Raw genomic sequence first — 14592 nt, forward strand, 5'->3', positions numbered from 1 at the left:
GCGGTGCCTGCGTGACATACGAGACGGCCGTTGCGCCCGGCCCCCTTCCTACCGCCGAACGGCTGGCTTCGGCCCCACGATCACGCTCTTTCCGCCCGGAAGTGGTGCGTGATCGGATATAAGGCGGCCGACCGTCTCACCCGAAAGAGTTGCCACCGGGGCGACGCACGGTTTCCGGCCGCCCCGGGCCGGTGCGCCGGCCCCGGCCCGGCCGACGTCGGGGCGGCGGGCGCTCTCGTCTAGGCTGCCACCGTGAAGGTCCTCGTCATCGGCGGCGGCGCCCGCGAACACGCCCTGTGCCGCTCTCTGTCCCTCGACCCCGACGTCACCGCGCTGCACTGCGCTCCCGGCAACGCCGGTATCGCCGAGGTGGCCGAATTGCACGGGGTCAACGCCCTCGACGGCGCGGCCGTCGCCGAACTCGCCGCCGGTCTGCAGGCCGACCTGGTCATCGTCGGTCCCGAGGCCCCCTTGGTGGCGGGCGTCGCCGACGCCGTACGCGACCGCGGCATCCCGGTCTTCGGCCCCTCGGCCCAGGCCGCCGAGCTGGAGGGCTCCAAGGCCTTCGCCAAGGACGTGATGGCCGCCGCGGCCGTTCCCACCGCCCGCAGCTATGTGTGCACCACCCGGGAAGAGATCGACGAGGCCCTGGACGCCTTCGGTGCCCCGTACGTCGTCAAGGACGACGGCCTGGCCGCCGGCAAGGGCGTCGTGGTGACCGACGACGTCGAGGCGGCCCGTGCGCACGCCCTGGCCTGCGACCGCGTGGTCATCGAGGAATTCCTGGACGGCCCCGAGGTCTCGCTCTTCGCGGTCACCGACGGCGTCACCGTCGTCCCGCTGCAGCCCGCCCAGGACTTCAAGCGCGCCCACGACGGAGACCAGGGCCCCAACACCGGCGGCATGGGCGCGTACAGCCCGCTGCCCTGGGCCGACCCCAAGCTGGTCGACGAGGTCATGGCCACCGTCCTGCAGCCCACCGTCGACGAGCTGCGCCGCCGCGGCACCCCCTTCTCCGGGCTGCTCTACGCGGGCCTGGCGATCACCTCGCGCGGGGTGCGGGTGATCGAGTTCAACGCGCGCTTCGGCGACCCGGAGACCCAGGTCGTCCTCGCCCGCCTCAAGACCCCGCTCGCCGGTCTGCTGCACGCCGCGGCCACCGGCACCCTCGCCGGCCTCCCGCCGCTGCGCTGGAGCGACGGCGCGGCGGTCACCGTCGTCATCGCCTCCCACAACTACCCGGACACCCCGCGCACCGGCGACCCGATCGACGGCCTCGACGACGTCGCGGAGCAGGACGGCCCCAAGGCGTACGTCCTGCACGCCGGCACCAAGCGGGACGAGAGCGGCGCGGTGCTCAGCGCGGGCGGCCGGGTGCTGTCCGTCACCGCCACCGGCTCCGACCTCACCACCGCCCGGCAGCGCGCCTACCGCGCCGTCGGCCGGATCTCCCTGGACGGCTCGCAGCACCGCACGGACATCGCCGCCAAGGTCGCGGACGCGGACGCGGGGGCGCAGGGCGCCTAGGACCCGTCCGTCCCCGACCCGCCGGGCCGGGCCGGGAGCACACAGGCCGCACGGACGCGCCTGTCGTGGGCGTCGCGGGCGTTGCGGCCGCCGTGTCCGGTCCCGTCCTCGGTGGCCTCTTGGGTGACATCTCTTCTGGGGCATATGCCACATACCGTGACATATGCCCCAGGCCTCTCGGGGGAGACCGGGCCGAGGCGTCCACGGCCCATAGCCACCGCACACGAGTTCCCGGCTTTGCCCAAAGCCATTCCATCGAGTGACCGCACCAGGTATACGGCTGACGAGGCCCACACCCCCAACTAGGGTGCGGCGCAAGCGTCCTGTGGTCACCGGGCCGGAATCCGGCACGGCTGCCGCGGCGGCGTCCGGCAAGTGGCTCACCGGCATTGCGATGTCAGTGGCCGGTGCCACAGTGGTGGTGGAGTGCCCTCGCTCCACTCACCGCGCAATTCTCGTACGTCCGTCCCGTGTTCTCTCCGTCCGGTTCCCTCAGGACAGCAGGGGGTGTACAGGCTCGTGGCAAGTCCGGAAACAGGCGTCCTGGCGGCGCGTGCCCGCGCCCTTGCCGTGCTGCGGATCCGCAGCACGGCGCTGGCCGTCGCGCTGCTGCCGGCGGCCGTGGCCGTGGTGCTGTTCACCGGCCGGGCGACCGGCCACCTCGGCGCGGGCACCGGCTGGGAGCTGGCCGGCTGGATCGTCGGCGGTCTCGCGGTGCTCAGCCTGCTCCTGGCGGCGCTGGTCGCGGCCGTCGTCGCGCGCGCCAGACCCGCCCTCAGCCCGTCCGTGCCGATCTCCGAGAAGTCGGCCCCCGATCTCTACCGGCTGGTCCGCGATCTCGCCGACCGCCTGGAGGTCCCCGCGCCCTCGGCCATAGCGCTCACCCCGGACTGCGACAGCTGGCTGGAGGACCGTACGCACCGTGCCCACGGCCCGCCGCGCCGCGGCAGGGGAGCCACGCCGCGTGAAGGGCGCCGGACGGCCGAGGCGCCGGTCCTGGTCATCGGCTCGCCCTTCCTGTGGTGGATGCGGGTCGCCGAGCTGCGCGCCCTGCTGGCCCCGGTCGTCGCCGGCACCGGCCCGTCCGCCCACCCCGACATAGCGGCCGCCCGCCGCTTCATCCGCGGCCTGGATGCCGCCGTCGCCGTATCGGCCCGCGCCCGGGGCCCGCTGCGCGCCCTCCCGCTGCGCTTCGTGGGCCGGGTGGCGCGACTGCTGCTGCGGGCCGGCCGCGAACACGCCACGATCATGGAGCGCGCCGTCGCCGCCGCCGCCTCCGAGCGCGCGCAGACCGTCGACTACGGCCTGCGGATCGTCGCCCAGGAGCAGGTCGGCCTCGCCTACGCGGGCTGGGACCGGCTGCTGACCCGGGTGGCGCTGCCCGCCTGGCGGATGGGCCGCTGGCCGTCCCGGCTGGACGCCGGTGTGGTCTCCGCGCTCACCGAACTCTCCCGCCGCGACCGCCTCGCCAACGGCTTCGCCTCCCGTCTCGGCGAGCGCCCGGCCTGCGACCTCCTGGAGGAGCCGGGCGCCATCGACCGCGCCGCCTCCCTGCTGGCCGCCCGCCTCTTCCACGGCGGCCCGGCCGAGCCCGGGCCCGACTGGTCGCCGGTCGGCTGGAGCCAGTACCCGGAAGAGGTCGTGGACCGCAAATGGCGCCTGGAGGCCGCCCGCCTCCACCGCGTCCTCGACAACCTCCCGGCGGCCCCGCTCCCGGCGGCCCCGCCCACTCCGGCGGCCCCGGACCCCGACCGCGCCCCACCCCTCTCGTACGCCCGCTCCTCCTCGCGTACGCCCGCCGGCCACCACCCGGCGGACCGCCCGGCCGGCGGCCCGTCGTCCACCGACCATCCCGCCGGCGAGCCCTCGTCCGCCGGCCGCCGCGACGACCCGCCGGCCGCACCGGCCCCGGGCCCCACTCTGGCCCGTGTCATCGACCGGCTCGTCCAGGACGAGCGGGCGGGTGATCTGGTGGCCGCCCGGCTGGGCGCGGAGGTCGAGCGCGAGGAGCGCGAGGAAGCGGCCCGCCAGGCCGCCCGCTGCGGCGCGGCGCAGGACGCCGGCATCGGGGTGGCCTGGGGCGACGGCATGGTGTCCGAGGGCGGCCTCCCGCTGTTCCCCCTGCAGCCGCCCCGTACGGGGCGCGAACTCCTCGCCGACCACGTCACCGCCATGGTCTGCTGTGCCGCCGTCGACACCGCGGGTGCCGCCCCCGGTCTGGACTGGCTCGACGGCCCGGCGCTGCTGGTCGACGGCGCCCGCCGTGCCGACCTCGGCCGCCCGGTCCTCAGCCTGGTCGACGACGGCGACGCGGAGCCGCTGCGCGGCTGGCTGACGACGGTCGGCGTACGCCCCGAGAAGCCGGTCCGGCTGGTATGACCGGGACGGCTGGGGTGACCGGGATGGCTGGGACGGCCGGGACGACCGGGACGGCTGGGGCGGCCCGAATGGCCGGAACGCCGCACTTATCCGCCGGGCGGGGGCCGGGCGCCTCGTCCCGGGGCTCCCGCACTACCGGCTGAATGTTCCCTTCCAGTTCGCATTTCGGGGGCTGCACCCTCTAAATTCACGACGAAGGGTGACGAAGTGAGTGCGTAATGTGATGTGCTGGGGGATGGCCGGCCGGGTTTGCCCGGCAACGGCCGGACGCAGTGGCGGCCCGATCGGCTGCGAACGGTGGGGGATGTGGGAGGGGAGTGAAGGTGGCGACGGATCAGATCAGGCGCTGGGAATCGGGTGCGCTCGCCCACGCGGTCACGGACCCGTTCGGACAGGGCCCGCTGCCCTGGCTGCGCGGCAGCGAGAACTACTTCGACTCCGGCCGCATCATTCCCTGGTACGTCGACCCCGCCGTCGCCAAGGGGGCGCTGCCGGTGCCCGAACCCGGTAAGCACAACGGCCCGCGCACCGCCGATGACGTCCACCGCCAGATCAAGGGCTTCGCCGGCCCCGGCGCGGTGGCACCCGGCGAGGCCATCGACTTCCGCGTCTCGGTGGACCCGCCCCAGCCGTTCAACATCGACATCTACCGCATCGGCCATTACCGGGGCGCCGGCGCCTCCAAGATCACCACCAGCCCCCGCCTGGCCGGTATCGTCCAGCCGCCCCCGCTGACCGCCGACCGCACGGCCTCCTGCCACCACTGGTGGCTCTCCTGGCGCCTCCAGGTGCCCACGTCCTGGCAGCTCGGCGCCTATGTCGCCGTGCTCACCACCGCCGACGGCCGCTACCGCTCCCACATCCCCTTCACGGTCCGCGACCACCAGCCCGCCGATCTCCTCCTGCTGCTGCCCGACATCACCTGGCAGGCCTACAACCTCTATCCGGAGGACGGCCGGACCGGCGCCAGCCTCTACCACGCCTGGGACGAGGAGGGGGCGCTGCTCGGCGAAGCGGACGCCGCCACCACCGTCTCCTTCGACCGCCCCTACGCCGGTGCGGGACTGCCCCTCCACGTCGGCCATGCCTACGACTTCATCCGCTGGGCCGAGCGCTACGGCTACGACCTCGCCTACGCCGACGCCCGCGATCTGCACGCCGGCCGCGTCGACCCGTCCCGCTACCGGGGCCTGGTCTTCCCCGGCCATGACGAGTACTGGTCGGTGCCCATGCGCCGTACGGTCGAGCACGCCCGCGACAACGGCACCTCGCTCGTCTTCCTGTCCGCCAACACCATGTACTGGCAGGTCGATCTCTCCCCCTCGCCCTCGGGCCCGGACGCGCTGCTGCACTGCCGCAAGCGGCAGGGACCCGGACGCCCCGCGCTCTGGCGGGAGCTGGGGAACCCCGAACAGCGGCTGATGGGCATCCAGTACGCCGGCCGGGTCCCCGAGCCGGCCCCCATGGTCGTACGCAACGGCGGCCACTGGCTGTGGGATGCCACCGGCGCGCACGAAGGCGACGAGCTCCCCGGTCTGGTCGCCGGCGAGGCCGACCGCTACTTCCCGCGCACCAACCTCCCCGAGCACACCGAACGCATCCTGCTCGCCCATTCCCCCTACCGCGACAGCGAAGGCGCCCGCCGCCATCAGGAGACCTCCCTCTACCGCGCCCCCAGCGGCGCCTGGGTCTTCGCCTCCGGCACCTTCGCCTGGTCCCCCGCCCTCGACCGCCCCGGCCATGTCGACGAACGCATCCAACGCGCCACCGCCAACCTCCTCGACCGCATCTGCAAACGCGACTGAGCCCACGGGGAGGCGCGGGCAGGCCCCTCCGCGCGGAGGTCCCGCCCGCTACCGCGCGGCCGCCGGCCCCAGCTCCCGTGCCAGCGCGACCGTCAGCGCCCGGAAGATCCGCACCTCCGGATTCGGGTCCCCGACACGAGTGGCGAGGACACTCTGCGCCCACGGCGCATCCAGTACCGGCACGAACACCGCTCCCGGCCACGGGTAGTAGCGCGCGAACGACTTCAGCCCCGACCCCGCTCCCCGCCCCGCCGCCACGCTCGTCAGCACATCCTGCGGGGTCAGCGCGTAGTCGAGGCCGCGCCGCCGGCCCTCGGTGAAGTACAGGTAGTCGGCGAAGGGCTGCGGTGTGTGCGAGGGCAGCCGCAGATACGGCAGGTCGATGACGTCCGCCATCCGCACCCCTTCGTGCGCGGCGTCCGCGAGCGAGGACGCCGACGGCACCGCCACGATCCGCTGCTCGGTCGTCAGCACATCGGCCTCGATCTCCGCACTGCGGACCAGCGGCCGCACGAACGCCACGTCCACCCGGTCCTCGCGCAGCGCACTGCAGTGCTCGGTAAAGGTCAGCTGCACCAGCGACACGGGGACGTCGGGCCGCGCCCGGCGGAAGGCGCTGATCGCGGCCGGGGTCACCTCGGCCGATCCGTGCCCCATGACACCGACCCGCAGCGGCCGGGCCGGTGCCGTCCGCTGCGCCGCGTCCGCCACATCGTCCATGGCGGCGTTGGCGGCGGCGAGCAGCGTACGGGCGTGGGAGACCAGCCGCCGCCCTGCCGCGGTCGGCGCCACGGGGCTGCGCTCCAGCAGGACGGTGCCGAACTCCCGCTCCAGTTGCTGCACATGGCCGGTCACCGCCGCGGGAGACAGAAACAGCCGGGCCGCCGCCCGCCCGAAGTGCCCCTCCTCGACCACGGCAAGAAAGGAGGAGAGCCGCCGCAGATCCATGCGGCCCACGATAATTCCGGACCCGCGCCGCCAACGGGGACCGTTCAGATTTCCTGAACGGGGGAGGCGCCGCTGCCCGCCCGGCCCGTACACAACGTTCCATGACGACCACGGCACCCCCTGCTCCCTCCCGGGCCACCCGCCGTCCGATCCGCCATCGCCACTGGCTGCGCACGGGCTGGGTGATGACCGCCTCGGGCTGGAGCGCCAACCAGTTCTCCGCCCTCCTCGGCGCCTACCGTGCGGACCTCGGTCTGACCGGGGCCACGACCACCGCCCTCTTCGGCGTTTACGTCCTGGGTCTGATCCCCGGTCTGTTCCTGGGCGGTCCGGCCGCCGACCGCCGCGGCCGCCGCCCCGTCGTCCTCGCCGCTCTCGCGCTCTCCGCGCTGGCGACCGTGCTGCTGATGGCGGGTTCGGTGGCCACCGGCCTGCTGTGGCCCGGGCGCTTCCTGACCGGTATCGGGGCCGGCGCCCTGCTCAGCGCGGGCAGCGCCTGGATCAAGGAACTGTCCTCGCCCCCGTACGACACCCACTCGACGGCCGGCGCCGCGGCCCGCCGTTCGGGACTCTTCCTCTCCGCGGGCTTCGCCACCGGCGGGCTGGTGGCGGCGCTGATAGCGCAGTGGGCCCCGGCTCCCATGACCACCGCCTACCTGCCCCACCTCGCCCTCTCCGCGACAGCCGCGCTCCTGGCGTCCCGCACCCCGGAAACGGCCCGCACCGGCCACCGGGAGACGGCCCGGACGCCCGACGCCCCCGCGACGACACCGGCGACCACGCGCCCCGGGCCTGCGGCAGGGCTGTCCTCCGCACCGCACGGACCTGCGGTGGAGCTGTCTCCCGCCCGGCCCGAGCCTGCCCCCGCCTCCGCCCCGGCCTTCCGTCGCCTGGTCGCCCCCGTCGCCCCCTGGGTGTTCGTCGCTCCCAGCATCGCCCTCGCCACCCTCCCCGGGCTCGTGGATGCGGGCCTCACCGGCTGGCAGACCGTGTACGCCGGGATCGTCACCGCCGTCACCCCCGGCACCGGCCTGCTCATCGCCCCCCTCGCCCGACGCCTCGCCGCCCGGCACCGCATCGCCACCGCCGTGGCCGGACTCGCCGCCGTCATCGCCGGCCTGCTCCTCGCCGCCTTCGCGGTCGCCCGCATCCGGCCGGACGCCGCACTGCTCGCCGCCGCCGTACTCGGCGCCGGGTACGGACTGTGCGTGGCATACGGCCTCACCGAGGTCGCCGCCCTGGCGCCTCCGGACGGGCTGGCCCGCCTGACCGCCCGCTTCTGGGCCCTGTGCTACCTGGGCTTCTGCACCCCGTACGCGATCACGCTGCTCACCGGCCTGTTCGCCCCGGCCACGGTGCTGCTCGCGATGGTCGTCCCGGCCGCGGCCACCCTCGCGCTGATCGCCCGCCGGGGTACCCGCCGGTGCGCCCGCCGGGGTGCCCGCCCCACCGCCTGACGCCCCGCCCCGTGCCGCCTGAAGCCCGGCTCGCACCGCCCGAAGCGCGGCCCTCCCGGCGTGCCCGGCCCCCGTCCGCCACCACCGGCCCGCGTGAGGGAGAATCGGTATGACTCCTGGATCAACCTACGCGGAGGAAGCGTGCCCGGTTTTGTAGAAAAGCCTGAGCCGGTGGAGGTTCCCGGGCTCACCCACCTTCACACCGGCAAGGTGCGCGACCTCTACCAGAACGCCGCCGGCGACCTGATCATGGTCGCCAGCGACCGCACCTCCGTCTACGACTGGGTGCTGCCCACCGAGATCCCCGAAAAGGGCCGCATCCTCACCCAGCTGTCCCTGTGGTGGTTCGAGCAGCTCTCCGATCTGGCCCCCCACCACGTCCTCTCCACCGACGTCCCGGCCGGCGCCCCCGCCGACTGGGCGGGCCGCACCCTGGTCTGCAAGTCGCTGCGGATGGTCCCCGTCGAGTGTGTGGCCCGCGGCTACCTCACCGGCTCCGGCCTCGCCGAATACCGGCAGACCCGTACCGTCTGCGGGCTGGCCCTCCCCGAAGGCCTCGTCGACGGCTCCGAGCTCCCTGCGCCGATCTTCACCCCGGCCACCAAGGCCGCCGTCGGTGACCACGACGAGAACGTCTCCTATGAGGAGGTCGTCCACCAGATCGGCGCCGAGGTAGCCGCCCAGCTCCGGCAGACGACCCTCGCCGTCTACGGCCGGGCCCGCGACATCGCCCGCGAGCGCGGCGTCATCCTGGCCGACACCAAGTTCGAGTTCGGCTTCGACGGTGAGCAGCTGACCCTGGCCGACGAGGTCCTGACGCCCGACTCCTCGCGCTTCTGGCCGGCCGACCTGTGGCAGCCGGGCCGCGCCCAGCCGTCCTTCGACAAGCAGTTCGTCCGCGACTGGCTGACCTCTCCCGCCGCGGCCTGGGACCGCACGGGCACGCTGCCGCCGCCCGTCCTCCCGCACGAGATCGTCGAGAGCACCCGCGCCAAGTACGTCGAGGCCTACGAACGCCTTACGGGTCTCAGCTGGGCATGAGCCCTTGTCCGGCCCGGGGCCTTACCCCGGGCCGGGTCTCGGTCCCGCCCGGATCCGTGCCCGGGCCGGAGAACAGGTGGCGCGCACAGAAAGGTCCCGCGCACACGAAAGGCCCCGCGCATACGAAAAGGCCCCGTCCGACATCACTGCCGGCCGGGGCCTTCTCCTGCTGAGCGGACGACGAGGCTCGAACTCGCGACCTCAACCTTGGCAAGGTTGCGCTCTACCAACTGAGCTACGTCCGCATGCTCCGTGCACAGCTCCTGAAACCAGTCGCCGCCGCGCGGTGCGGGCACCACTATAGCCAACCTCGCTCGCGGGCGAGGCGCGCCGCGGCGTGACGGTTCTCCGCACCCAGCTTCGCGGTCGCCGACGAGAGGTAGTTCCGCACCGTCCCCGGCGACAGCGAGGCCCGCTCCGCGATCTCCGCGACCGGCGCCCCGTCCTCGGCGCACTCCAGCACCTCCGCCTCCCGGGCCGACAGCGGGGACTCCCCGGCACTGATCGCATCCGCCGCCAACTCCGGGTCCACATAACGGTTTCCGGCATGGACCGCGCGTATGATCTCCGCCAGCCGCTGCGCCGACACCGTCTTCGGCACGAACCCCCGCACCCCGGCTTCCAGCGCCCGCTTCAGATGCCCCGGCCGGCCGTGACTCGTCACGATCATGGACCGGCACCCCGGCACCTCGCCCCGCAGAGATGTGGCCACTGCCACACCGTCCGCCCCCGGCATCTGCAGATCCAGCACCGCCACATCCGGCTCGTGGGCCCGGGCCATCGCCCGTGCCTCCGGTCCCGACGCCGCCTGGGCCACCACCAGCAGGTCGTCCTCCAGCGACAGCAACGCCGCCAGCGCTCCCCGGATCAGATGCTCGTCATCCGCGAGCAACACCCGGATCACCTCGCCCCGCACCTCGCCCCGCACCTCGTCACTCACCTGCCGCCCCACCTCCCCGCCGACCATGAACCCCCGTGCCGAACCGCGACGAGTCCCTGTGCCGAACCCCCGCACCAGATCCCCGCACCGCACCAGACCCCTGTACCGCACCGATCCCCGTGCCGAGCCCTTGCGCCGAACCCCGGCCCCGCACCGTTCGCCCGTCCCGTCCGTACCCTTTTCCCTCCCTACCCCGTCACCGCCCCCATCGCTATCGGCAGCTCGACCGTCAAACGGTAGGAGCCCTGCAGGACCGGGCCCGATGCCAGGGTGCCGCCCAAGGGCTGCAGCCGTTCCCGCAGTCCCTTGAGGCCGCTGCCGGGCAGCGAGCCGGCCCCGGTGGTGACCGGACGGTGAGTGGTGACACCGTCGTTCTCCATGGTCATCACGAGGAGCGAGCGGTGCGGATCGATCAGGGTCCGCACCACACAGTGCCGCACCTCGGCGGCGTGCCGCAGGACGTTCGTGGTGCCTTCGCGTACGACCCAGCCGAGCGCCGACTCCACCTCCGGCGGCAGCCGCGTCTCGTCCTCGCCCTCGATACGGCAGTCCACCCCGGCCGCCCGCAGGATGGAGCGGGCCCCGGTCAACTCCGCCCGCAGATCGGCCTTGCGGTAGCCGCGCACCACCTCCCGTACCTCGCGCTGGGACTCCTGGGCGATCCGCTGTACCTCCACCATCTGCTCCACGGCCTCCGGCCGCTCCCGCCGGGCGAGCTGGACGGCCAGCTCGCTCTTCAGGGCGATCACCGCCAGATTCCGGCCCATGACGTCGTGCAGATCCCGGCCGAACCGCAGCCGTTCCTCGGCGACCGCGAGCCGTGCCTCGGTACCGCGTGCTGCGTCCAGTTTCCGGACCACACCGAGCAGCCAGCCCGTGGGCCGCGCTATCACAAAGCTCCACAGGCCGGTGAGGACCAGCAGAATCGCCACGGCCAGTGACCCCAGCCAGGCGCCCGTGCACGCCCCGAACAGCAGGATGAGTCCGGCCGTGGCGGCGGCCAGCGCTGCCAGGAACTGCCGCTTGGGCACCACCAGGCTGTGCGCCATGAAGAACGGGGTGAGGCTGGCGCTGATCGCAATGCACACCGTGGACAGGGTTTCGTCGCGGTCGTGGCCGATGCCGTTGACCATGATCAACGCGACGAGCGCGACCAACGCGACTTCGGCGGCGAACGTCAGCACCCCCGAGACGAGCAGCAGGCCGCGCGGCGTCGCCCCCAGTTTCAGGTAGCGGTTGAGCGCCCGGTTCAACAGCGGAAGGGACAGCGCCCCCTGAACCACGTTCAGCCCACTGGCGCCGACGGCCAGGACGACCAGCAACGGGCTGCCGCCGGTGAGGCCCATGACGGGCATCACCCCGCCGATCACAGGGAGCCAGGGAATGGCGTACAGCGTCCAGCGGAAGTACGCCTCGACCATGCCGACCTGGCTCCGCCGCCGCCACATCGCCCGTAGTTGCCCGATCATGCGCTGCCCGCCCCCGTTGCCCGATCTCCTGCGCCGTCAGCGCCGCGGCTCCCAGCGGAACCACCGCTGCACAGCAAACAGCGCGAGCCCGGCCCAGGCCAAGCCGGTGATCAGCTGCCCCACCGTCTCCTTGAGGTCCCCGCCACCGGTCCAGCCGCCGCGTATCAGCTCCATCGCCGGCGACAGCGGCAGGAACGCGAGGAACTCGGCGATCCGCTCCGGAAAGATGTCCAGGGGGACCATTACCCCGGACCCGGCCAGCGACAGCATGATGAAGGGCATCACGATCAGCTGAGCGGACTCGGTCGACCTCGCGAAGGCGGAGGTCGCCGCTGCGAGCCCGACGACCGTGACCATGCCCAGCAGCACTCCTGCGATCAGGAGGTGCGGTGCGGTGGGCAGGTCGGTGTCCAGCACCAGAGCGCCGAGGGCGGCGAGGAGCACGCACTGCGCCAGCCCTATCAGCACCGAGGGCAGCGCGGTGCCGGTCAGTATTTCCAGATCCCGCAGTTCTCCGGTGCGCAGACGCTTGAGCACCAGTTCCTCGCGCCGGGCGACGTAGGCGGCGGTGACGTTGGAGTAGACGGCAAAGACCAGAACGCAGCCGAGAGTGCCGGGCAACAGCACGGTTCCGACCGACAAGCCCGTGCCGGCCAGATTCATCGAACCGACCCCCTGCCGCATGGCGAAGGCCATCACAATCGGCAGGAACAACGAGGTGTACAGCGCGGACTTGTTACGGACGAGAAGCGTCAACTCGGCCCGCCCCAGGGCCTGCAGACGGCCTGCGGTGCGGGTTTCCGCGGGAATTCCGCCCCGCGCATCGCCGACAGCTTGGCTTGTACCTGCACTCATGCGTTCTCCAGCCCCTTTGCGATGTGCAGAAATGCCTCTTCCAGGGATGCGGATCTGACGTCCAGTCCGCGCAGCGTTATCCCCTTGTCCTGCGCCCAGACCAGCACCCCCGTCGCGGTCCGCTGCAGTTCGTCCGTCCGCAGCCGGACCGTGCGCCCGGTCGTCTCATGGCCGGTGACTCCCAGTTCCCCCAGTGGCGGGAGATCGCCGACGTGGAATCCGTCGGGCAGCTCGAAGGAGAGGTGCGAGGGGTGCGCGGCGACCACGTCCGCGACGTACCCCGCCGCCGCTATCCGCCCGCCGTGCAAAATCGCCAGCCGGTCCGCCAGCTCCTCGGCTTCTTCGAGATAGTGCGTGGTCAGCACGATCGTGGTGCCGGAGTCCCGCAGCTCGCGGACCAGTTCCCAGGTGGCATGACGCGCCTCGGTGTCCAGCCCGGTCGTCGGCTCGTCCAGGAACAGCACCTCGGGCCGCCCCAGCAGCGCGAGGGCGAGATCCAGCCGCCGGCGCTCGCCGCCGGACAGCTGCTTGACCCGGACGTCCTTGCGGCGGTCCAGTCCCACGGAGCCGAGGGCTTCCTCGACCGGGCGCGCCCCGGTGGTGCACCCCGCCCACATCCGCAGGGTCTCCGCCGGTGTCAGCTCGGCGGGGAATCCGCCCTCCTGCAGCATGACGCCGATATGGGGCCGCACTTTTTCCCGCTCCCGGAACGGATCATGGCCGAGGACCCGGATCCGCCCGGACGTGGGCGCGGCCAGGCCCTCCAGCAGTTCGAGGGTGGAGGTCTTGCCCGCACCGTTGGTGCCGAGCAGCGCGAACAGCTCGCCCCGGTCGACGGTGAAGTCGATGCCCTTCACGGCCTCATAGCTCTCCTGCGCGCCGGACCGGCTCCGCCCACCCGGCCGGCTGCGCCCCTCCGGCTGCCCTCCGGACGACTTCCCCCGGCCCGGCTCGCGCGTCTCTTTCCCGCGCCGTCCGGCCGAGCCGTAGCGCCTGCGGAGTTCGGTGACTTCGATCACACCGACGCCGGAGCCGGTGTTCCCGGCGACGCCGCGGCCGGCCTCCGCGATGGTTTTCTCCCCGATGTTCATGAGTCCAGCGTTCCGCCGGATCGCGTTTCCGGGCAGTGCGTCCTGTCATCGCAGCCGATGACAAATGTCAGTTGCCAACGCCGGAAGAGGGGGAAGAGGGAGGGCGCGACGGAGAGTGAAGGAGCCGGGTGCGAGGTGATCGCCGGAAAAGGAAGAAGGCCCCGGTCGCAATGACCGGGACCTTCTCTTTCTGAGCGGACGACGAGGCTCGAACTCGCGACCTCAACCTTGGCAAGGTTGCGCTCTACCAACTGAGCTACGTCCGCAGGCATCCACTCGGCTTTCACCGAGCGGCGCGACAGCTACTGTACCTGATCCCGTGACCGGGAACGGTCGAGCTGTCAGAGCGGGTGACAGGGATTGCACACTGCGCCTCCCTCTTGGAAAGAGGGCGCTCTACTACTGAGCTACACCCGCGTGACTCCGTGAGGTCCGGCCTTTCGGCCTCGCCCCTCGGCGTGTTCCAGACTCTAGCTGATCAGTAGGGGTGCTGTGCAAGTCGGCTGTGCCCGGGCCGGGGGACGCGCCGAAGTCGGCTAGTGGTTGGCGGCGTTGAAGGCCTCGTAGACCTTCTTGGGGATCCGGCCGCGCGGGGGGACGTCCATCTGGTGGGACCGTGCCCAGGCGCGGACGGCCGCGGGGTCGGGGTTCACCGCGGTGCGGTGGTAGGCCTTGCCGGACTTGGCCCGCTTGCGGCCGGCCTCCACGAACGGGGCGAGAGCGCCGCGCAGTTTCTTCGCATTGGCTGGATTGAGGTCGATCTCGTACGACTTCCCGTCCAATCCGAAGGCGACCGTCTCTGCGGCTTCTCCTCCGTCGATGTCATCGGAGAGCGTTACTACTACGCGCTGCGCCACGGATATCGGTCCTTTCGTGGAGCGACCCCTTGTTGACGTGGGGTGATGCTCCGGATCCGGCTGATTGGGATCAATGCTTTTTCATTTGTACAGCGATGGGCATTGCATTGTGAAGCCCATTTAATTTCGTCAGCGTGTCTTCCCGCAATCCGGACCCCGGATCTTTTCGAGAATTTTTCCTGAGCTGCACTCCCTCCGATACCGGGCCGTGATCCGGCCGTCC

General features: G+C 72.4%; 11 protein-coding genes and 3 tRNA genes. 5 read left to right on the forward strand and 9 right to left on the reverse strand.

Annotated features, from left to right (window positions below):
* The first annotated feature begins 252 nt into the window (after positions 1-252).
* From purD to D9V36_RS23820, 3 genes are all read left to right on the forward strand, one after another.
* Positions 253-1527, forward strand: a complete 1275-nt coding sequence (purD, locus tag D9V36_RS23805; RefSeq protein WP_129295567.1) for a phosphoribosylamine--glycine ligase — start codon at positions 253-255, stop codon at positions 1525-1527.
* Between the two features lie 519 nt (positions 1528-2046).
* Positions 2047-3906, forward strand: coding sequence for a hypothetical protein (locus tag D9V36_RS23810; RefSeq protein ID WP_241721003.1), 1860 nt, complete (start codon positions 2047-2049; stop codon positions 3904-3906).
* 323 nt (positions 3907-4229) lie between these two features.
* Positions 4230-5711 (forward strand): N,N-dimethylformamidase beta subunit family domain-containing protein, encoded by a 1482-nt coding sequence (locus D9V36_RS23820; RefSeq protein WP_129295569.1) that lies wholly within the window; start codon positions 4230-4232, stop codon positions 5709-5711.
* A 48-nt stretch (positions 5712-5759) separates the two neighbouring features.
* On the opposite strand, the gene D9V36_RS23825 is transcribed toward D9V36_RS23820, so the two are convergent.
* Positions 5760-6659, reverse strand: a complete 900-nt coding sequence (locus tag D9V36_RS23825; RefSeq protein ID WP_129295570.1) for a LysR family transcriptional regulator — start codon at positions 6657-6659, stop codon at positions 5760-5762.
* A 101-nt stretch (positions 6660-6760) separates the two neighbouring features.
* Between D9V36_RS23825 and D9V36_RS23830 the strand changes: the two genes are divergently transcribed.
* Entirely contained in the window at positions 6761-8116 is a 1356-nt protein-coding gene (locus tag D9V36_RS23830) for an MFS transporter (protein WP_241721004.1), read from the forward strand.
* A 141-nt stretch (positions 8117-8257) separates the two neighbouring features.
* A complete protein-coding gene (locus D9V36_RS23835) occupies positions 8258-9157 on the forward strand; it encodes a phosphoribosylaminoimidazolesuccinocarboxamide synthase (protein WP_129295571.1) in 900 nt (299 codons plus the stop codon).
* Between the two features lie 172 nt (positions 9158-9329).
* Here D9V36_RS23835 and D9V36_RS23840 read toward each other — a convergent pair.
* From D9V36_RS23840 to D9V36_RS23875, 8 genes are all read right to left on the reverse strand, one after another.
* A tRNA-Gly gene (locus tag D9V36_RS23840) sits at positions 9330-9402 on the reverse strand.
* A gap of 53 nt (positions 9403-9455) precedes the next feature.
* Complete coding sequence (locus D9V36_RS23845) at positions 9456-10097, reverse strand: response regulator transcription factor (RefSeq protein WP_241721005.1); 642 nt, start codon at positions 10095-10097, stop codon at positions 9456-9458.
* Positions 10098-10285: 188 nt separating this feature from the next.
* Positions 10286-11566, reverse strand: coding sequence for a sensor histidine kinase (locus tag D9V36_RS23850; RefSeq protein WP_129295572.1), 1281 nt, complete (start codon positions 11564-11566; stop codon positions 10286-10288).
* Between the two features lie 36 nt (positions 11567-11602).
* Positions 11603-12421: an ABC transporter permease gene (locus tag D9V36_RS23855; protein WP_129295573.1), complete on the reverse strand. Its 819-nt coding sequence runs from the start codon at positions 12419-12421 to the stop codon at positions 11603-11605.
* Positions 12418-13278 carry an ABC transporter ATP-binding protein gene (locus D9V36_RS23860; RefSeq protein ID WP_129298642.1) on the reverse strand — a complete coding sequence of 287 codons (861 nt, stop codon included), beginning with the start codon at positions 13276-13278 and terminating at the stop codon, positions 12418-12420. The genes D9V36_RS23855 and D9V36_RS23860 overlap by 4 nt, the downstream gene beginning before the upstream one ends.
* 427 nt (positions 13279-13705) lie before the next feature.
* Positions 13706-13778, reverse strand: a tRNA-Gly gene (locus tag D9V36_RS23865).
* 79 nt (positions 13779-13857) lie between these two features.
* A tRNA-Gly gene (locus tag D9V36_RS23870) sits at positions 13858-13929 on the reverse strand.
* A gap of 119 nt (positions 13930-14048) precedes the next feature.
* Positions 14049-14369 carry a histone-like nucleoid-structuring protein Lsr2 gene (locus D9V36_RS23875; protein ID WP_086720559.1) on the reverse strand — a complete coding sequence of 107 codons (321 nt, stop codon included), beginning with the start codon at positions 14367-14369 and terminating at the stop codon, positions 14049-14051.
* Between the last annotated feature and the right edge of the window lie 223 nt (positions 14370-14592).

It is taken from the genome of Streptomyces lydicus (assembly GCF_004125265.1).
GTDB lineage: Bacteria > Actinomycetota > Actinomycetes > Streptomycetales > Streptomycetaceae > Streptomyces > Streptomyces lydicus_C.

Excerpts from the sequence above, each read along its gene's own strand:
- D9V36_RS23825 (WP_129295570.1), bottom strand. The coding sequence starts at position 6,659 with ATGGATCTGCGGCGGCTCTCCTCCTTTCTTGCCGTGGTCGAGGAGGGG.
- D9V36_RS23830 (WP_241721004.1), top strand. The coding sequence starts at position 6,761 with ATGACGACCACGGCACCCCCTGCTCCCTCCCGGGCCACCCGCCGTCCG.
- D9V36_RS23850 (WP_129295572.1), bottom strand. The coding sequence starts at position 11,566 with ATGATCGGGCAACTACGGGCGATGTGGCGGCGGCGGAGCCAGGTCGGC.
- D9V36_RS23855 (WP_129295573.1), bottom strand. The coding sequence starts at position 12,421 with ATGAGTGCAGGTACAAGCCAAGCTGTCGGCGATGCGCGGGGCGGAATT.